The organism is uncultured Methanobrevibacter sp. (genome assembly GCF_902801725.1).
Taxonomy (GTDB): Archaea; Methanobacteriota; Methanobacteria; order Methanobacteriales; family Methanobacteriaceae; genus Methanocatella.
Window position 1 is genome coordinate 22,767 of the sequence record NZ_CADCJB010000016.1, and the last position, 19,894, is coordinate 42,660.

Below are 19,894 nucleotides of genomic sequence, written 5' to 3' on the forward strand. Positions count from 1 at the left end.
GCTAATCCTCCATGGTCTTTTTAAGATAATCCACAGCCTCGATGTCGGCTGGAATCCAGTTAACGTCATCAAGTTCGTCTTTTGCAAGCCACCTTGCATCGTTGTGCTCCAATAGCTTTGGAGTTCCTTCCGTTATTGTTGCCTCAAAGCAGCTCATCTTGAGATAAAATGTAGGATATTGGTATTCAAGATTCAATGCGAATTTTGTGGGATTTATTGTGCAGTCAAGCTCTTCTTTTATTTCCCTTATTAGAGCTTCCTCTTTGGTTTCGTTTGCTTCAATTTTTCCTCCCGGAAACTCCCACATGTTAATGAATTCACCATATCCTCTTTTTGTGGCCAGGATCTTATTGTCCTTTTTGATAATGGCCGCTACAACATTTAAGGTTTTCATGATACTCTGGTTAAATATTTGGCAGCTTACGTTATATATTTTCAGGAAAAATCATTCCCAAATAACCCTTCATTTATTGCGTCTTTAATTATCTTAAATATGAAACGCCTAATTTCTTTTTTGTTAATGTTTGTAGCTCTAGGTTTTAAACAAAATGCACCAACAGAGCCAAAACTACCATCAGTCTCATTATAAATCACTGCATCATTATCACTTGGATACAAGACATAAGCACCAATAGAATCATTGATACCATCTTTATAAGTATGCATTTTTTGAATATCTTCAGATTTATAACTACCTTCTTTAAGTTTATATTTTGCATCAAAATGCAATAATCGAATTATCCCATTACATTCAATAACTAAAGTGTAATCAGGATCTAATTGCTCCGAATAAGAATATAGCTCCCCATTACTATAATTATCAGAATGATAAAAAGAATAATTGTACATTAATTTTAAATTTACTTCATTTTCCCCCAATACCAATGTATTGAAGTAATCAAGCATATTTATCTTATCCAGGCTTAATGACCAATTTTCAACATCAATAAATGTTTCAAAATCACATTGAGAATTAGTTAATCTATTAACTATATCGATTAACTCAAAATAACACCATATTTCATAAATTTTACTTAATTCTTTTTGAAATCCTCTAAAATTATCTGTTAAGTCATCGAAACTAATTTTTAATCCAAATTCAAACATTAAATAATATTGTAAGATTTCACGATACCCTTCTTTCTTTTGTAAAACTTGAGAATTTAATGGAATATAATCTAAACGAGAAATATCCTTAAAATATCTATGAGATAGCACAGAATTAATAATATTAGTGTAATTTTCTAAATAAAGTTTAACTTGCTTTTCATTAGGATTTTCATGATATAATTTGACAATCAAATCACGGATAAATTCTAAAAAGTATTTGAAAAACCTATTCTCAGGAACATCGATATTGTTTATATACTTTATTTCGTTAATCATTAAGAGAGCATAATGATTGTTTTCATCGTCATAAATTGAATATTCTTCCGTTGTTTCTGAAATATATTGGGGGTTGGAACTTAGTTCAGCAATTTCACTTGAACCAATATTTGAAGCTAAAGGAGTAGGAACTAATTCAAAAGTATTTTCTAACAAGGAATATAAATTTCTAGATAAGTATTCACAAACTGCAGGTAAGTTCTGAGGCCTAAACAAATATTCCAATAACATGAAATATTCATACAAAGTGCTTTTTAAATCTTTAGAAAAAATATGATTTTGATATAAAGAAGCATTTACATTAAATAATAAACCTGAAGAGTATTCAGATAAATCTGCAATCATTTGAGAGTATTCATTATCATAATCTAATTTTTTTGTCCTAACTTCGACCATCAAACTAAATTTAAAATCACCATAAATAATATCAACAAAGGTTTTACCTGCAAAACCTCTAAAATTAACATTAGCTATCCAAACATTATTCAAATGAATAAAACGAATATTGCTTTTACCATGACTATGATCCGACAAATAATTAAAAACCTTTAATTCTCCAATATTCACAAATTTACTAGGAATAAAAGAAAAAGTATACTCCGTTTCTTCTAGAAGAAAAATATTAGTTGAATATGATGGTAATACACAGTATTGGATAGGCGTATAAGTATCTAATGCAAAATCCTTTTCAATATTATTAAAAACTATCCCTTTAATTTTTTTAGATCCAATATCTTTAAATTTATTATCTAATTGCATGTTAACATTAGAAGATATTGTTAAAGTGCCTAAAACTTCTTCTTTAGTTTTTATTTTAATATTGATACTTTGTTCCACCATACTAAAGACCTAATTGATGAATGACACATATCTTTGTTTTTCTAAAACTTCCTTCATATGTATTAATTTTTTAGCAGATTCAGGATACGGATGCACCCCATTCATATTTTTTAACTCTGGAACGTCATCAATTGATTCAATACCTAAACAAAAAACTAATAAATTATCTAAAGTTTCACCCAATACCATTTGTGAACCATGAAGTTTAGGCAGTATCTTTTGCAATATCTGGGCATCCAAATATCTTCTCCAATTATTCCAAATAGGTTCTTGATACTCATATTTCCAAGCAACAAACATGAAAGCAAGTATTTCATTAACTGTCCTGTACCCAAATTCAAAACCCGAACCTTTAAGATATTCATTTATTTGAGACAATTCATTTGCAATTTCATTAACTACATTAGTTTTATTATGGATGTGATTTTCATATTCTTCATCAGTACCTTCATTTACAATTATTGGAGTAACATTTTCATACATAACCTTTCCAAACTCATCATTTACAAAATCTAGAATATTATCCCTTAAATCCATGTCAGACAATACATCTTCCAGATAATTAACATCCCCAGTAAATTCAAGTGGGGGATGTTTACTTTTAATATAATCTAAAATAGATAGTTTTTCAAAAGTTTTAAACTCTAAAACATTAGCTCTATCCAATACTTTTGGTGAAAACATATATGTAGTCTCATCAACATTAACAGTACCCACAATAAATACATTATTAGGTATTTTAAGCTCACTAGGAACATCCACAACTTTACCATTTGCTTTGTGAAGAGGTATTGGTTTATCACTTTCCATAGCGGATAAAAAATCAGAAAAATATCTTTCCACATGAGATAGATTCATTTCATCTAGAATTAAAAAAAATGGCTTAGACTCACCATCTGCTTTTAATAATAAATCTAAAGATTGAGTATGCTGATACTCTTTAGTAAGAACATTATAATACCCAACGACATTTCTATTTTCAGTCCAATTTGCACCAACCGGGACAATTGCGTAATTATCACCACTATCTTCCCCATTTTTATCAACATATTCAACTGCATCCCAAATTGGAGTAAAATCCTCAATGTTAGGTTTAAATCCAAAGATTTTCAATTCAAATTCTTCGGCACCATTTTCTTCAAGAGTTTCTAAATACTCTTGTATTTTTTCATTCTTATAATTACTTATTCTAAATTTCAAATCGAAATTTCCTTTAGCAAATAATCCATCAGCAGTTATTTCACACGGTACCGAAGTTTTAAGAGGAACATAATCCATAAATTTGACAGGTAAAATAATTTTTTTACCTTTTCGTGCTTTTTTATCAAGAACAGAATCTGATAGTGCCATAGTTATAGATATCTCCTCTGATTTTTCACAATCATCCAGTATTGCTGAACTTATTGACTCACATTTTACACCTAATTTAACCTTTTGTTTAGTATGAGAAATTCCAACTTCTTTTTCTTTTTCTTTTTGTTCCTCTTCAAGTTCATATAATCTCTTAAAGTACCGCCTAAATGATTCATAATTTCTTTTATAATAAATTTGAGGTAAAAATGTGATATCCGCATTGATTCTATAACCCCCAATTTCAATTTCATATGTGCCCTCAATTGCATATAAAGGAAGAACATTTGCAAAATCTTCTGCTGAAAGAGTCCAACCACATCTTTTATCGGAACTACCATCTTTACTATATCCCCAAGATCTCCCTCTTGTAGTAGCATTAACTAAATAGTAATTAGAATCAGTTAGATATTCTGCAAATAATTGAGACAATTTTGTTTTACCAGTTCCGGAATTACCTGTCAATATAGTAAAAGGCTTAACTTTTAAAGAAAGAAGATAATTTTCAATAACTTTTTTATTAAAATAATATCCTTTATTAGTTAGGAAATCATAAAAATTAGGAACATTTAAATCAATTAAATCAATTTCTTCATCTTCCAATTCTTTTTCAATAACAATCAAAGTTTCATCAGAATCTTCTTCATTATCCAAATAATTATCTCCCCGGATATCTTCAATCAATGGAATTAAATTCATATCTTCCAAAATATCCAAATATCGAGGTACGATATTTTCAAAAATAGGAATAATCGATTTTAAATCACCTTTTAAAATATCTTCATCCAAATCTTGATACTTATAAAATTTAGATATTATTGTATCATTATGTAATTTACTTTCAGAATCATTCTCATCATACTCCGTTTGAAACCCTTCAGGAATATTATCCAAATTTATAAAATTAAGTAATTTATTAGCTATTTCCACACGAATATCTCTTTTAGGATAATCATAACCTTGATCTAATGATAAGTAAAGACCTGAGCCATCTGGTTCAAATTCATAAAATAAATATAATCCTTTTTCAAAAGTTCTAGAAGCTAAATTATTTCCAATACGAATTTGAGGCTTTTGTTTAGTCCAATCCAACCTACCCACATATCCTTTGAAACGATACAACTTTATATTATCTGTGCATTCTTCAACAACATTTTTTACTTCATTTTTAAATTGTTTCCTTATCCTTGAAGCAAATTCATTGCCCTTATAAGGTTGAGTACTACTTATTGTTTCATAATTATCAAGAATCTCTTTAAAACATTCAGATATCATCAAAACACCCCCAACTTATAAAAATATTCATTTAATACAAAAAATGATAATTTCATAATGAATTCAAAATACAACCCAATATTATTAAATGAAAGCAATATTTCAAAATGAAAGCAATTTTTCATAATCACTACAATTTATATACAAACATCTATTAAAAAATGACGATCAAAAATTAATAAAAAATTTGAGTTTAGAATGGAAAACTACAACAATTGGTGAATTGTGCTCAAAAGTTTCTAGTGGGGGAACACCAAAAAGTACAAATGAAAAATATTATGGGGGAGATATTCCTTGGTTAAATACTAAAGAAATTAACTTTAATAGAATTTACGATACTGAAAAACACATTACTCAAGATGGGTTTGAAAATAGTGCTGCAAAATGGGTAAAAAAAGAATCAGTTATTGTTGCTATGTATGGTGCAACAGCTGCGAAAGTAGCAATGAATATGGTGGACCTCACAACAAATCAGGCCTGTTGCAATTTAACAATTGAAAATAGGTTAGCAAATCCAAAATTTATTTATTATTATCTTTACAGCAATTATGGAAGATTATTAAACTTAGCTTCAGGTGCAGCTCAACAAAATTTAAATTCCAATTTAATTAAAGAATTTCCTATTAGTATTCCACCATTAAATGTTCAGAATAAAATTGTAAATGTTTTGTCAACAATTGATGACAAAATTGAGATGAACGAAAAAATAAATAAAAATTTAGAGCAATTACTTCATACTATTTTTAATCATTGGTTTATTAGTTTTGACAAATTTAAAAATGTATCTTTTAAAGAAAGTCCATTAGGAGATATTCCTGATGGATGGAATTATGGAGCATTAAGGGAATTATTAACATTAACTAAAAATCCTATTAAAGCAAATAAAACTAATGGTTTACCTTATCTTCCAATCGATATTATACCTATGAATTCTTTAGGAATATCAGAATTAAAATCTGATAAGGAAGCTAATAGTAGTTTAATAACATTTAATAAAAATGATATTTTAATTGGAGCAATGAGAGTTTATTTTCATAGAGTTGTTATTTCCCCATGTTCTGGAGTTACTAGATCAACATGTTTTGTTTTAAACCCTAAACAAGAACACCATTTAAGTTATTTGTTATTGTTGTGTAATTTAGATAGAACCATACAATATGCTCAAAATACTTCTAAAGGGACAACAATGCCTTATGCTGTGTGGGATAATGGTTTAGGAGATATGGATATTATAATACCTCCAGAAGACATATTATTAGATTTTCATGAATTAGTTTTCCCAATTATTGAGAAAATTAGAGATAGTTATCTTGAAATTAATAAGTTATCTAAATTAAGAGATACATTACTTCCAAAATTGATGTCTGGTGAGATTGATGTCTCGAAGATAAATTGTGATTTGAAATTTAATATTTGCTTTAAAAAAATTCTTTCAAAAATTACGAAATTACTTAATTTCATGAAAAATGCAAAATAATCAAATTTTTATTTACAGCAATATTCAACTCAATTTTTCTGTCAATTTGGGATAAAATTTTAACTATTTTTTCTTGTGTTTCTAAATCTGGAAGATTAATATCAAAATCTCTAACAATATCTGTTTTTAAATTTTTAAAAACACTTCCATTAGCTTGATTAACCAACCTTCCCCTAACAACGATGAAATAATAATATAAAAATTCTTTTAGAATCCCATTGTAATTATCAAAGACTAACCATCCGTCGTGAACACAAGCTTTGATATTCATGAATTTTGGTAAACCTGGTGTTGCACTATTTGATACAATTAAGTCTCCAGGATTTACGAGAACACTTTTTTTAATTCCTTCTTCTTTAATGAATTCATTTGTAAAATTAATAAATCTAGTTTGATCTTTTGTAGCATCAGCGATTTTAACCCAAGGCATTCCTGTTTCAGAGATATACTCTTTTATAGGCCTAGGTGATGCACCTCTCCTAACTGAAACAACATCTCCAATTTTACATGATTTCCATTCTAAACTCAAATTTGGATATTGAACCTTTTTAAAGTATTAAAATACAAATTAAAGATAATAATAACTTAATATCAAGAAATAAAGAATTATTAATAGATATTTAATAAATAAAAGAATATAAACTAATATTAGTGATAATATGAAAACAAAAATAATTTCAAAAATTCAAAATCAAATGAAACCTTACCTAAACCAAGGACAATATCTAAAATTAACAAATTCTCTATTAAATTCTCTTAAAGATATAAATATTGTTGATACCAACAATGAGTTAAGTGAAGTAGATAATTTTAAATTATTAAACCTCTTTTTATCCGCAAAGCAAGTTGAGGGTTGTTCGAATAAAACAATCATATATTACAAATCCACCATCGAAAAAATGTTGATGAAAATTAAAAAGCAAGTATATAACATCAATACCGATGACTTAAGAAAATATCTTTTTGATCACAAAAATGAAAACAAATCTTCAAAAACTACAATAGACAACATCAGACGAATATTTTCCAGCTTCTTTTCCTGGCTGGAAGATGAAGACTACATTATAAAAAATCCAGTAAGAAGAATACATAGAGTGAAAACAGGGCGTGTTGTAAAAGAAGTTTTAACTGATGAAAATTTAGAAATCCTAAGAGACAACTGCAAAGAAATACGGGATTTAGCAATAGTTGAACTCTTAATCTCAACTGGAATAAGGGTGGGAGAATTAGTGAATCTAAATATTGAAGACATTGATTTTTACGAACGGGAATGCATAGTATTTGGAAAAGGAGAAAGTGAAAGGGTGGTATATTTTGATGCAAGAACGAAAATACATTTAATTGAATATCTGCAGACAAGAATTGATGAAAATCCAGCATTATTCGTATCATTAAATAAACCCTATGAACGGTTAGGAATAAGTGGCGTGGAAACCCGACTTAGAGAACTGGGACGAAAATGCAAAATAAGTAAAGTACATCCCCACAAATTTAGAAGAACAATGGCAACCAATGCAATTGATAAAGGAATGCCCATAGAACAAGTACAAAAATTACTGGGACATGTTCAAATTGATACAACCATGCAATATGCAATGGTAAACCAAAGCAATGTAAAACTAGCTCATAGAAAATTTATAGGATAAATATTTCAAATTTTTATTAAATTTTATGAAGATTTAAAATAATAAAAATATAACAACGTTATTTATAATATGAATAATCTTAAAGATTAAATGAAAAAACAATGATAATGGTTATCTTATACTCCAAACATTAAAAATTTCAATCATATAAAGCAACCATCAAACTATAAAGTTCCCCACCACATTTAGGACATTCACATTTACTATCTCGGATTAATGGTATATTTTTACCACAGTTAGGACAATCAGCATGTGTTTTATCTTCTGGCCCAATAACACCTTTCAACACAGAACTAATTGTTCGATGCCTATATTTTTCATCTAAAACTTTTTTAAAATCTTCTTCATCCTGTTCAAGAGCATATTTTATTTCTTTTATATAAGATTCATTTTCATTATAATAAAAATGTACTTCAGATGAACAATCCGGACAAAATGAAGGAATAATTCTTCCTCTTATTTTTGAACCATGCCCCATATCAAATGTTAACATTCCTGAAGCATGTTCGACTACACAATTAGTTTCATCATCCACAAAATACTTTAAATCAGAATCACTAATACTAAAACCACATTTTTCACATACATACTCAGTTAAAGTACCCACATCTATCACCTATCAATCATCATTCAATATTATAAATTATTAATCTAATCACAATTTATCTCTGAGACATCAATCTCACCAGACATTAACTTAGGAAGTAAAGTATCTCTAAGTTTTGATAATCTTTCTATTTCTTCAAAATTTATAGTAATTTTGTCGAATATTGGGGAAACAATTGAATTAAATTCTTTCATTTTATCTTTAGACAAAATTGGAATCTTTAAATTTCTAATATCTGAAATATTCAACATTAACATGCCAGTAGAACCTGAAATCAGACTATCTAATTGATATTGTCCAGCCACATTTTTTAAGTATTCATAAATATATGTACTTGGTATTAATTCTTCATTAGCCCTTATAATAGTAATATGTTGATCGATAACTACATTATCTGTCTCTTCATTATAATAATGGACTCGACCTAATGTTCCTTGACCTAAAGAATTTAATAATATATCTCTTTTTCTTGCAAATTTTTCATTAGGAATATCAATATCTTCATTTAAATACTTGCAATGTTCCTTTTCAAGAATAATTCCTTTATTAACTTTTTGATTTAAGTTAATTAAATTACTTTTATCAACATATTTAGAATTAAAACCTCTAATAATTTTATTCGTATTATCTGATAGAATTACAATGTCTAAATCTTCATAATTATTTACAAAATTCTTAAAAATAACATCCACAATATTATGTAAATTTTTATTTATTTCTTTATTAATTGTAATTTTTTTATTTATATTAGATAGAATTATGGCTATTTTATTTTGTATCTCTTCTTCTGGAAAAGGAACTTCCAGTATACGTAATGTTTTCATTGGAATAGTTGGTTGAGAACTTCCACCAATAAAATTTCGCATTTGCTTTTTAAAATACTTACTATTAATAAATTCAAACAAGAAATAAGGATTAATTTTTTTAGGAGAGATTTTTGCAATATTTGGAGCTAAATGGTATTTATCATTTTCTTCCACAATTGCACAATCTCCGTAACCATTTCCTGTATAAGTCAATAAAATATCATTTTTATATAATTTACTTCTAGGTAAACTTTCTGAAACATCTTTACTAATATATTTCACATCAGATAAATTTAAAGATCCATTACGGAGGTTCAATGCTCTTAATGCAATAATTTCACCATAATCCAGATAAGTGATATATTTTGTAAATTCAAATCCAGCTAATTTTGTTATGTCAGCAACTTCACCTAAAGGAATATATTCTAAACTCAAATTTACCACTCCTTTTCAAACAAATTCCAATTTAGAATTCAAATCCAATCTCCTTTAAACTTTGACGGATTTTACATTCAAGCTCATTGGACTCTTTAAACAGTTCATCAAGCTCAGTTGTTAAAGTTTTCATTTTTTCCTCAAATGGTATTCCATCATCTTCTTCAGGTTTGAATCCAACATATCTGCCAGGAGTTAAAATGAAATCATGCTTTTTAATCTCTTCCATATCACTGATTTTGCAGAATCCTTTTTCATCTTCCAATGTGCCCTCTTCAAATTTTGTAAATGTTTCAGCAATTAAATCAATGTCTTCATCAGTTAACTCACGCAATTTCCTTGAAACCATTGTTCCCATTTCACGTGCATCAATAAACAAGGTTTTGCCCTTCTGCTTTTTATCACGGTTAAGGAACCATAGACAAACTGGTATTCCGGTAGTATAAAACAGTTGGGTTGGCAGTGCCACAATACATTCAACCAAATCATCTTCCACAATAGCTTGCCTGATCTTTCCTTCACCGGAAGTAGTAGATGACAAAGACCCATTAGCCAGTACAAGCCCAATTTTTCCTTTTGGTGACAGGTGATGTATCATATGCTGCATCCATGCGAAGTTTGCATTTCCTTTTGGTGGAATTCCATATTTCCACCTTACATCATCCTGCAACTGTTCCTGACCCCATTTCTTAAGGTTGAATGGTGGATTTGCCATTACAAAATCAGCCTTTAAAGTAGGGTGCAGGTCATTTAAAAATGTATCTTCCTGATGCTCTCCAAGATCCGCTTCCAGTCCACGAATAGCCAAATTCATTTTAGCCATTTTCCAGGTAGTAGGGTTGGATTCCTGACCATAAATTGAGATTTTTTTAATGTTGCCGCTGTGATTTTCTATAAAATTTTTGGATTGGACAAACATACCTCCTGATCCACAGCAAGGGTCGTATACTCTCCCATTATAAGGTTTGAGAACAGATACTAATGTTTTGACAACACAGGCAGGAGTATAAAACTCTCCTGCTTTTTTACCTTCTGTTTCTGCAAACATACTTAGACAGTATTCATAAGTTCTGCCCAAAATGTCTTTTTTATCTCCTTTTTCAGACATCTGAACGTTTGTGAATATGTCAATTACAGCACCAAGTTTTTTCTTGTCCAGCTCAGGTCTTGAAAAGTTTTTAGGTAAAATTCCTTTAAGTGATTTGTTATTGTCCTCAATAGCTTTCATTGCATTGTCGATTGTTAGTCCATTTTCTTCTGTGTTTGCTTTTTTAGCAATTTCACTCCAACGGGCTTCAGGTGGAACAAAAAATATATTTTCAGCAGTATATTCATCAATATCCTCTTCGAATCCATCTCCCTCCTCGACAAGTTCCTGATACTTTTCTTCAAACTTATCAGATAGGTACTTTAGAAAAATTAATCCCAATACTACATGTTTATATTCGGCTGCATCCATTGAACCTCTTAGTTCGTCTGCTGCATCCCATATCTGTTTTTCAAATCCAATTTCTGAAATATTTTCTTTTGCCATCAAATCACCTATGCCGCTTCATCTACCCACAATTCACATTGTGCAATAACTTTTTCCATAGCGAACTTCATTTCGCTTGGAGGATAATCATATTTTTTAAGTAATCTTTTCACTGTTCTGCGCATATTTGCACGTGCAGACTCTTTTTTCTGCCAGTCAATAGTTCTATTTCTTCGCAATGCATCAGTTAACTCCTGAGTAATTTTAATAAGAGTTTCATCATCATAGAATTCATGAATATTTTCTGGAAGAGCAATAACATTATAAAATGCCAATTCCTCTTCTGTTAAGCCTAATTCTTCACCTTCATTATGTGCATCCCGTAAAAGTTTTGCAATTTTGATTAGCTCTTCAATAACCTCATCATTTGTAATATGCCCATTGATGTAACTGTTCATGGTTTGTTTTAAAAGATCTGAAAATTCCTCTGATTTTACAATATTTGTACGATTATAACCTTTAACTTGGTCATTTAGCAATTTTTCCAAAAGAGAAATAGTTAAATTTGAAGATTCCATTGCACGTACCTTATCTAAAAATTCAGGGTCAAACAATGATACTTCATCACTGACATTAATGACATTGATTACACCTGTACTTTTGATTGATTGGTTGAGCAATTTTGTAATTTGTGCATTTATTTCATGAATTGATAATTTGTTATCTGATGATATTTTAACAAGAACTGTCCTTACAGCTTCAAAAAATGCGGCTTCAAACCTTTCTCTTTCATCAGCCCTGCTTCTGCATAATGATAACCATTTTTTAAGCAGCAATCCCTCTTTTAAAAATAACTTTTTCTTATTTTCACGGGATAATTCCTCCATGAAATTTACGCCATTTGAAATAACTTTTGATCTTTCCAAATTGCTTTCCCCAAAGAACTTTGAATAATCGAATCCATGGAATAAATCACGGCAAACCTCTAATTTTTCCTGGAAGTTTGGATAAGCAATTTTATCAACATCCATATCCCCATACTTCTTTTGATCCCTTTCTGTATATTCGCTCATTGCCTTTTTAAGGTCTGATGCAATTCCAATGTAGTCAACTACAAGTCCACCTTCTTTTCCTTTAAATACTCTGTTTACCCTTGCAATAGCCTGCATCAGATTGTGTCCTCTCATCGGCTTGTAGACATACATTGTAGCAAGAGAGGGAACATCAAATCCAGTAAGCCACATGTCAACCACAATGGCTATTTTCATTGGATCATCATCATCCTTAAATTTGTTTTCAAGCTCTTTTTTGTAGGATTTGTCTCCAATAATTTTATGCCATTCTTCAGGATCTTTATTGGAACCGCTCATAACCACTTTTACTTTTTCATCCCAATCCGGACGCAATTCCAATATTTTTTCATACATCTTGATTGCTATTGGTCTTGAATATGCAACAACCATCGCTTTTCCTGTCAGTTCATTGGCACGATTGTCTTCATAGTGATGAACAATATCCCTACATATATCATCAATAATTTCAGGAGCACCCAGCAATGACTCCATTCTGCTCAATTCTTTTTTACTTCTCTCAATATTGTATTCTTCAGCTTCTTCTCTTAATTCCCAGTATTTATCATCGATTTTATCAAGAATTGTTTCATCAAGTTTTATCTCGGCAATACGGCTTTCATAGCTTATCGGTACAGTAGCTCCATCCTCCACTGACTGAGTCATGTCATAAATATCAATATAATTTCCGAATACCTCACGAGTGCTTCTGTCTGACTTTGAAATTGGAGTTCCTGTAAAACCAATATATGTTGCATTTGGAAGCGCATTTCTAATTCTTCTAGCAGCACCAATCTTTATTTCACCGGTTTTTGGGTCTACCTTTTCTTCAAGACCATACTGGCTTCTGTGAGCTTCATCAGATATTACGATTACGTCTTCCCTGTCTGTTAATGATTCATCATAATCATCGAACTTCTGCATTGTTGTGAAAAATATTCCATTTGCCTTTCTGTCATTTAGCAGGTCTTTTAGGTGTTTCATGCTTGTAGCTTGTTTTGGAGTCTGTCTTAAAAAGTCACTGCATTTTGCAAATTGGGAATAAAGTTGGTCATCCAAATCATTCCTGTCAGTAATCACAACGAATGTCGGACTTTCAAGAACCTGCTGGAGTTTGTTTACATAAAATACCATTGACAGGCTTTTTCCACTTCCCTGAGTGTGCCAGAATACACCCGCCTTATGATCACTTTCAATGGCTTTAACTGTTGAATTTACAGCCTTGTTAACTGCAAAGTATTGGTGATAAGCCCCTAAAATCTTGATTTTTTTAGTTGAATCATTTGAAAAAGTAATGAAATTCTTTAAGATGTCAATAAATCTGTTTTTTTCGAATATTCCTTCAAAAAATGTTGTAAAATCTGCAAATTGTGTTGATTCATAACTTCCGTCTGTCGTTTTCCATTCCATGAATCTGTCTTCTGAAGCAGTGATTGTACCTGCTTTTGAAATAGACATATCACTCATTACACAAAAGGCGTTATAATTAAATAGAACTGGAATTACCTGCATATACTTTTTCAATTGAGTGTAAGCTTTGGAAGTATCAGCATCTTCTCTTGAAGGGGATTTCAACTCACATACAACCAAAGGAATACCATTGACAAATACGACAACATCAGGTATTTTGGTTTCCTTGTCAACTACAGTCCACTGATTGATAACAGTAAAAGCATTTGAATCCAAATTTTCAAAATCAATGAGTTTTACAAGTGTTGACATTTCTTTTCCATCTTTCCAATAGTTCACAGAAACACCATTTTGAAGATAGCTCATGAATTTATTGTTGATATCTTCAAGAGAACCAATGCCAAAATCCTGAATAACTTCAACAGCTTTCTCAACAGCTTCCCTATCTAAAGATCTATTAATTGAATATAGATTATCCATATCCGATTTAAACAAAGGATTGTTATAATCTCTTTTAACATCAGGGCCAAAATAGTAATCATATCCCAAATTTTGAAACAATTCAATTATTGACTGCTCATAAGAATTTTCATTATAAACTGAAATATAAATCAACTCCACAAATTTTACAGACTAATATCAATATTAATAATAACTTTATAACAACTATATATTAAAGTTAATCCATTAAAACTAAAAATAAGACCAAATTAATAGTTTAAAAGAACAATAAAGAATTAAATTGGATAGGATCAATTCCTATAAAAAATAAAAAAAAGTGAAAGTGGATAAAACCACCAATTCATTTAAATTTAACAGTTTTGCCCATGGATTTGACCAAATCATAATCCGATCCAGCAACCATTACGGTATTATTTCCCTTGTTGGTGCCGGCTAATGCAACATTGGTTGGAGATTCATTAACTGGTTTTAGATATTTCATATCTCCAATTTGAGTTTCATAACATGAATCCAAATCAGGATTCATAGACTGAAACATGTTTTGATACCACCAATCAACAGAATTATTTGAAATCAATGGAATGTCACTATATATAATCACAATCTGATTTTTTTCATCAACATGCATCTTTAAAGAAACATTTGATGAAAAGTTAAAACTTGAACCCTCATCCATTGCTTGTAGTGCAAAATTAGAATTTTTTGGAACTTTTATTGAAAAAGCATCATCAAAAGTTTTAGTTTCCAAATTAACTGCAGATACAGCACCAACAGACAACACCAATGCTATAACACATATTAAAATAAATTTTTTATCCATAAAAATCACTATCCTAAATAATCAATTGTTTTTGCCATTTTAACCAGTTCATCAGTATTATTTCCAGCAATACCTACAAGTTCACCATTTTCATGTGATAAAACTGCATGCTTAAATTTACCATCAATTTCCAGGACATTATTCTTAGATTTTTTAGAAATATGGTGCAAAATAATTAAATCACCATCATGCTCGATTTTAACATCCCCCGTACTATTTACTTCATTGACTATAAAATCAACGAATTGATCAGTTATCATAGGAGATTCCGAATATAGAACTGAAAATTTATTACCTTTCTCATCATATGTCTTAGTTACTCCAAATTCCCCATCACTTGTATTCCATGACTTCTTGAACACTGTTCCCTTCGGAACTTCCATTGTAAATGCGCTGTCAAAATTATACACTGTAACATTGGTATTGTTTGATTTTGCCTGATTCATGTCTCCAAAAAACATGAATCCGATTGCCGCAACCAATGCGATGATAATGATGACAAGCACAGCAATTATTATCTTGTTTTTCTTCTCCATTTTATCACCGTTATTAAAATATTGTGCCTAAAAAGATATAAATTATTGCAAAATCATAATAATATTATGGTCAATTATTGCAAAAACTGTGGAGCGCACCTTGAGGAGGGGACCAGATTCTGTCCTGAATGCGGTCATGAGGTAGAGATAAAAACAGTTCCCCAGACAAAGAAAAATACAAATAAAAAAATCATCTGCATTCTGCTCGCAGTCATAATCGTTTTCATACTGCTGATAACATTGTCAATAGGAGGAGTGTTGAATCCTCCGGACAAAAGCATTAAACTGGAAAAATATGACTTTGGGTATGTGACAATGATGGTTCCTGAGGGTTCTGAGTTTTCACAAACAGATAGTATAGGCAAAGGAACTGCATACTGGACTATCTGCTATGAAAACAAGCTGGAAGGCCATGTGCTGTATTCTGTCTGGATTGGAAATTATGATGGCGCAAGCCCGTATGTATACAAATTCCTTGAAAGGGATGGGGATTTGGAAGTTTACAATGTAGGATTCAACCAGTCCTATGCCGTGCAGAAACATGTCGGAGAATATTATGTTCAAGTCTGCGGATTTGAAGACCTTGATACATTAAAAGAGATTGCTAACTCGATTGAAGCGAATGGGTGAGGAAAATGGACACTAAAAAGATTGTTATGATTATTTTAATTGCTGCCATTGTCTGTGCAGCAGCATTTCTGATAACAGCACAGCACAATACGACTCAGAAAAATGTTACTCAAGTAAACAACACCACAAACATTACAAAAAATGTGACAAACAATACAAATGTTACCAATGCAACTCCAGAAGAGGAATATGCATCCCAAACAGCATCTGAAAGTTCAGCATCTGCACATGAAAGCGATCCTGAATTCGGAACTGATGAATATGTGGACAGATGGGACGAATCCCAAAAAGGCGACGACAGCTGGGCATACACTCATGACCAGCCGGTCAAAAGCGAAAACGGACATGACTACAAACGCATGTATAATCCCGACACCGAGGAAAGCTACTGGTATCAGATGAGATAATTTTTAAATGCTCGCACGAGCATTTATCATCTTTTTTTAATCCTAAAATTCATGATTTAAATATTTTTCAAATATATATGCCCCTACTTTTTTTCATTCGTAAACCCTCAAACAAAATATGGACATAATTCAGTTTTTCTGAATTTTGATGAAAAATATTCTAAAAAATATCCAAACAGTTAAATGTGGAATTTAAACATATTATATATCAGCTAAAAAGTCATGGAGCATTTAAGAATGAATTGTAAAAAGGGCATGATCATATTAATCATAACAGTTTTCCTGTTCTCCATTGCAAGCGTATGCGCAAGCGACGCCAACACCACCGCAATGACCATGGTAGATGAACACACAACCGAAGAAATTAATGAAATCGAAATAGCAACCCACACCGGAGAAAAACTGGAACTTACCAGCAATGAAATGCTTGGAAACACAAAAACAGTCACAGAACATACATTCAACGCAATTGAAAAGGAAATTGACAACGATACAATAATATACCTGGAACCGGGCAAATACACCGGAACAAGCGAAATCAAAATCAACAGCATAAAAAACCTCAAAATAATCGGAAACTCCACAATACTCGATGCAGAGAAAAAAACAAGAATAATCAACATTACTGATTCAACCAACATAACACTACAGGGAATCACATTCACAAACGCAACCGCAAATAATGGAGGCGCAATCTATTTGAAAAACAGCGCCAATTGTAAGATTGCCGACTGCATCTTCACAAACAACAACGCAACCACTGGAGGAGCAATACACTGGCAAAGTAGTGATAATGGAAAAATCACCAACACCCAACTCACAAACAACAACGCACAATGGACCGGAGGAGCAATACACTGGAACAACAGTCCAAATGGAACAATCACCAACACCACACTCACAAACAACAACGCAACCATTGGAGGAGCAATAAACTGGCAAAGTAGTGATAATGGAAAAATCACCAACACCACACTCACAAACAACAACGCAACATATGGAGGAGCAATACACTGGAACAACAGTCCTAACGGAAAAATCACCAACACCACACTCACAAACAACAACGCAACATATAATGGAGGAGCAATACACTGGTGGAACAGTCCTAATGGAACAATCACCAACACCACACTCACAAACAACAACGCAAAACAAAATGGAGGAGCAATAGAATGGTTAGAAAGTCCAAATGGAACAATCACCAACACCACACTCACAAACAACAACGCAACCACTGGAGGAGCAATACAATGGCAAAACAGCCATAATGGAACAATCACCAACACCACACTCACAAACAACAACGCAAACAATTTTGGAGGAGCAATACACTGGTGGGAGAGTCCTAATGGAAAAATCACCAACACCCAACTCACAAACAACACTGCACAATGGAATGGAGGAGCAATACACTGGTGTCACCAACACCACACTCACAAACAACAACGCAACATTTGGAGGAGCAATACACTGGCGATATAGTGATAATGGAACAATCACCAACACCACACTCACAAACAACAACGCAACATATGAGGGAGGAGCAATACACTGGAACAACAGTACTAATGGAAAAATCACCAACACCACACTCACAAACAACAACGCAAAACAAAATGGAGGAGCAATACACTGGTACAACAGCCATAATGGAAAAATCACCAACACCACACTCACAAACAACAACGCAAACTATGGAGGAGCAATAAGCTGGATGGAAAGCTATAATGGAAAAATCACCAACACCCAACTCACAAACAACAACGCAAAACAAAATGGAGGAGCAATACACTGGCAATATAGTGATAATGGAACAATCACCTCCAACATATTCACAAACAACAACGCACAAAACAATACCATCTACATCGACAATGAATATAGTGGTGAAAACTTAACTGTCAACAACAATATTTTCCTAAACAACAACGCCACCGAAATTGGATTCTATAAAACTGACACCACCTCAAACACAGATTACAACTGGTTCGGACACAACGAAACCAACTACAAAAACAACCCAAAAATAGAAAACTGCAAAATCTGGCTGTTTTTAAACGCAACAGCAAAACCCAACACAATAACAATACTGGACACAAGCAACATAACATACAAACTCCGGATGTACAACTCAACCAACGAAAACACATCAGAATACGACAACACACCCCTAAAACCAGTCAACCTGACAGTAACATCAAACGGATACACCAGCAAAAATACTGCCAAACTGGAAGAAACCATAAAATATACACCAGCCAAAAGTGGAACAGGCAGCATAACCGCAACAATAGAAAATGCCACATATACCATTTATTTAAATGTCAATAAGGCTGATTCAAACCTTTCACTTGTCGACGAAGAAGTGCCATACTCAGAAAATACAACACTCACACTCAACTACAACTCAACTGCAACAGGAAAAGTAAACATCACACTCACAGGCAAAAAACACAACCAAAAAATCACAGACATAAACCTAAACACAACAATAGACCTGGGAAACATCCTACCAGACAAATATAACATAACCATCAAATACACAGGCGACGAAACATTCCTAAACACAACAGCAACCGGAAAGCTAACCGTACTCAAACTTGAATCAAACATAAATCCACAGCCATACGACATCAACGTCACAGACAAAAACGGATTAATGTTCATCATCACACTACCAGAAAACGCAACCGGAAACATAACAATAAACAACAAAAAAACAATCAACATAGAAAAAGAAGGCAAAAAAGAAAAAGGAAAACTAACAATCAACATTACCAACAACGCATACCCCGTCGGAAAATACAAATGGACATTCACCTACCTCGGAGACGACATCTACAACAACTCAACCAAACAGGCAACATCAAACATCCTAATCATACAAACCACAATAACACCAGAAAACAAAACAATCGAACTGACCTTCGAAGACGAATCAAAAATAAACTACACAACACAACCAGACAACCTGAAAGAAATCACATTCGAAAGCAACAACACAAACATAATCACAGTCGATGCTGACGGATCCATCAAAGCAGTCGGCACAGGCCAAGCAAAAATCACCATCAAATTCAACGGAAACGAAAACTACACAGCATCCAACGCAACAGTAACAATAACCGTAAACAAAGCCAACTCCACACTAACAGTCCCAGACACCGAAACCAACTACGGAACAACCACCAACATCAACGTAACCTACGAAGGAGCAGAAGGAATAACCGCAAAACTAAATGATAAAAACCTAACAGTCA

General features: G+C 31.9%; 16 protein-coding genes. 6 read left to right on the top strand and 10 right to left on the bottom strand.

From position 1 onward, the window contains the following. Window position 1: 1 nt before the first annotated feature. From QZV68_RS04895 to QZV68_RS04905, 3 genes are read right to left on the bottom strand one after another with little or no spacing between them, the layout of a single operon-like run. Entirely contained in the window at window positions 2-394 is a 393-nt protein-coding gene (locus tag QZV68_RS04895; protein ID WP_296879131.1) for a (deoxy)nucleoside triphosphate pyrophosphohydrolase, read from the bottom strand. Window positions 395-435: 41 nt separating this feature from the next. Next, on the bottom strand, window positions 436-2,226 hold the full coding sequence (locus QZV68_RS04900) for a DUF2357 domain-containing protein (RefSeq protein WP_296879132.1): 1,791 nt from the start codon (window positions 2,224-2,226) through the stop codon (window positions 436-438). A gap of 9 nt (window positions 2,227-2,235) precedes the next feature. Then, window positions 2,236-4,851 carry an MrcB family domain-containing protein gene (locus tag QZV68_RS04905; protein WP_296879133.1) on the bottom strand — a complete coding sequence of 872 codons (2,616 nt, stop codon included), beginning with the start codon at window positions 4,849-4,851 and terminating at the stop codon, window positions 2,236-2,238. A gap of 187 nt (window positions 4,852-5,038) precedes the next feature. Here QZV68_RS04905 and QZV68_RS04910 point away from each other — a divergent pair, with 187 nt between their 5' ends. Further along, on the top strand, window positions 5,039-6,328 hold the full coding sequence (locus QZV68_RS04910) for a restriction endonuclease subunit S (protein WP_296879135.1): 1,290 nt from the start codon (window positions 5,039-5,041) through the stop codon (window positions 6,326-6,328). Here the strand turns inward: QZV68_RS04910 and QZV68_RS04915 are convergent. Continuing rightward, complete coding sequence (locus QZV68_RS04915; protein ID WP_296879137.1) at window positions 6,309-6,857, bottom strand: restriction endonuclease subunit S; 549 nt, start codon at window positions 6,855-6,857, stop codon at window positions 6,309-6,311. The genes QZV68_RS04910 and QZV68_RS04915 overlap by 20 nt on opposite strands. Window positions 6,858-6,987: 130 nt before the next feature. On the opposite strand from QZV68_RS04915, the gene xerA reads away from it, so the two are divergent. Then, window positions 6,988-7,974 carry a site-specific tyrosine recombinase/integron integrase gene (gene xerA, locus QZV68_RS04920; RefSeq protein ID WP_296879139.1) on the top strand — a complete coding sequence of 329 codons (987 nt, stop codon included), beginning with the start codon at window positions 6,988-6,990 and terminating at the stop codon, window positions 7,972-7,974. Window positions 7,975-8,113: 139 nt separating this feature from the next. Here xerA and QZV68_RS04925 read toward each other — a convergent pair whose 3' ends face one another. The 6 genes from QZV68_RS04925 to QZV68_RS04950 form a co-directional block, all read right to left on the bottom strand. After that, window positions 8,114-8,581, bottom strand: a complete 468-nt coding sequence (locus QZV68_RS04925; protein ID WP_296879141.1) for a hypothetical protein — start codon at window positions 8,579-8,581, stop codon at window positions 8,114-8,116. A 44-nt stretch (window positions 8,582-8,625) separates the two neighbouring features. Beyond that, complete coding sequence (locus tag QZV68_RS04930) at window positions 8,626-9,822, bottom strand: restriction endonuclease subunit S (RefSeq protein WP_296879144.1); 1,197 nt, start codon at window positions 9,820-9,822, stop codon at window positions 8,626-8,628. Window positions 9,823-9,853: 31 nt separating this feature from the next. After that, window positions 9,854-11,356, bottom strand: a complete 1,503-nt coding sequence (locus QZV68_RS04935) for a class I SAM-dependent DNA methyltransferase (protein WP_296879145.1) — start codon at window positions 11,354-11,356, stop codon at window positions 9,854-9,856. An 8-nt stretch (window positions 11,357-11,364) separates the two neighbouring features. After that, complete coding sequence (locus QZV68_RS04940; RefSeq protein ID WP_296879147.1) at window positions 11,365-14,397, bottom strand: type I restriction endonuclease subunit R; 3,033 nt, start codon at window positions 14,395-14,397, stop codon at window positions 11,365-11,367. 181 nt (window positions 14,398-14,578) lie between these two features. Continuing rightward, window positions 14,579-15,058 (bottom strand): hypothetical protein, encoded by a 480-nt coding sequence (locus QZV68_RS04945; RefSeq protein ID WP_296879149.1) that lies wholly within the window; start codon window positions 15,056-15,058, stop codon window positions 14,579-14,581. An 8-nt stretch (window positions 15,059-15,066) separates the two neighbouring features. Beyond that, window positions 15,067-15,594: a hypothetical protein gene (locus tag QZV68_RS04950; protein ID WP_296879151.1), complete on the bottom strand. Its 528-nt coding sequence runs from the start codon at window positions 15,592-15,594 to the stop codon at window positions 15,067-15,069. A gap of 66 nt (window positions 15,595-15,660) precedes the next feature. Here QZV68_RS04950 and QZV68_RS04955 point away from each other — a divergent pair, with 66 nt between their 5' ends. The 4 genes from QZV68_RS04955 to QZV68_RS04970 form a co-directional block, all read left to right on the top strand. Continuing rightward, the gene (locus tag QZV68_RS04955) at window positions 15,661-16,224 is read left to right on the top strand and encodes a zinc-ribbon domain-containing protein (protein WP_296879153.1); all 564 of its coding nucleotides are present in this window, start codon (window positions 15,661-15,663) and stop codon (window positions 16,222-16,224) included. 5 nt (window positions 16,225-16,229) lie between these two features. Next, window positions 16,230-16,631, top strand: a complete 402-nt coding sequence (locus QZV68_RS04960) for a hypothetical protein (protein ID WP_296879155.1) — start codon at window positions 16,230-16,232, stop codon at window positions 16,629-16,631. Between the two features lie 237 nt (window positions 16,632-16,868). Further along, window positions 16,869-18,116 carry a right-handed parallel beta-helix repeat-containing protein gene (locus QZV68_RS04965; protein WP_296879157.1) on the top strand — a complete coding sequence of 416 codons (1,248 nt, stop codon included), beginning with the start codon at window positions 16,869-16,871 and terminating at the stop codon, window positions 18,114-18,116. Then, window positions 18,031-19,894, top strand: a 1,864-nt coding sequence (locus tag QZV68_RS04970; RefSeq protein ID WP_363136977.1) for a right-handed parallel beta-helix repeat-containing protein, incomplete at its 3' end; no start/stop codon positions are given. The genes QZV68_RS04965 and QZV68_RS04970, both read left to right, overlap by 86 nt.

What these genes read in the sequence shown, in the direction of transcription:
- QZV68_RS04895 (WP_296879131.1), bottom strand. Translation starts at nt 394, where the DNA reads ATGAAAACCTTAAATGTTGTAGCGGCCATTATCAAAAAGGACAATAAG.
- QZV68_RS04900 (WP_296879132.1), bottom strand. Translation starts at nt 2,226, where the DNA reads ATGGTGGAACAAAGTATCAATATTAAAATAAAAACTAAAGAAGAAGTT.
- QZV68_RS04905 (WP_296879133.1), bottom strand. Translation starts at nt 4,851, where the DNA reads ATGATATCTGAATGTTTTAAAGAGATTCTTGATAATTATGAAACAATA.
- xerA (WP_296879139.1), top strand. Translation starts at nt 6,988, where the DNA reads ATGAAAACAAAAATAATTTCAAAAATTCAAAATCAAATGAAACCTTAC.
- QZV68_RS04935 (WP_296879145.1), bottom strand. Translation starts at nt 11,356, where the DNA reads ATGGCAAAAGAAAATATTTCAGAAATTGGATTTGAAAAACAGATATGG.
- QZV68_RS04945 (WP_296879149.1), bottom strand. Translation starts at nt 15,058, where the DNA reads ATGGATAAAAAATTTATTTTAATATGTGTTATAGCATTGGTGTTGTCT.
- QZV68_RS04950 (WP_296879151.1), bottom strand. Translation starts at nt 15,594, where the DNA reads ATGGAGAAGAAAAACAAGATAATAATTGCTGTGCTTGTCATCATTATC.
- QZV68_RS04955 (WP_296879153.1), top strand. Translation starts at nt 15,661, where the DNA reads ATGGTCAATTATTGCAAAAACTGTGGAGCGCACCTTGAGGAGGGGACC.
- QZV68_RS04960 (WP_296879155.1), top strand. Translation starts at nt 16,230, where the DNA reads ATGGACACTAAAAAGATTGTTATGATTATTTTAATTGCTGCCATTGTC.
- QZV68_RS04965 (WP_296879157.1), top strand. Translation starts at nt 16,869, where the DNA reads ATGAATTGTAAAAAGGGCATGATCATATTAATCATAACAGTTTTCCTG.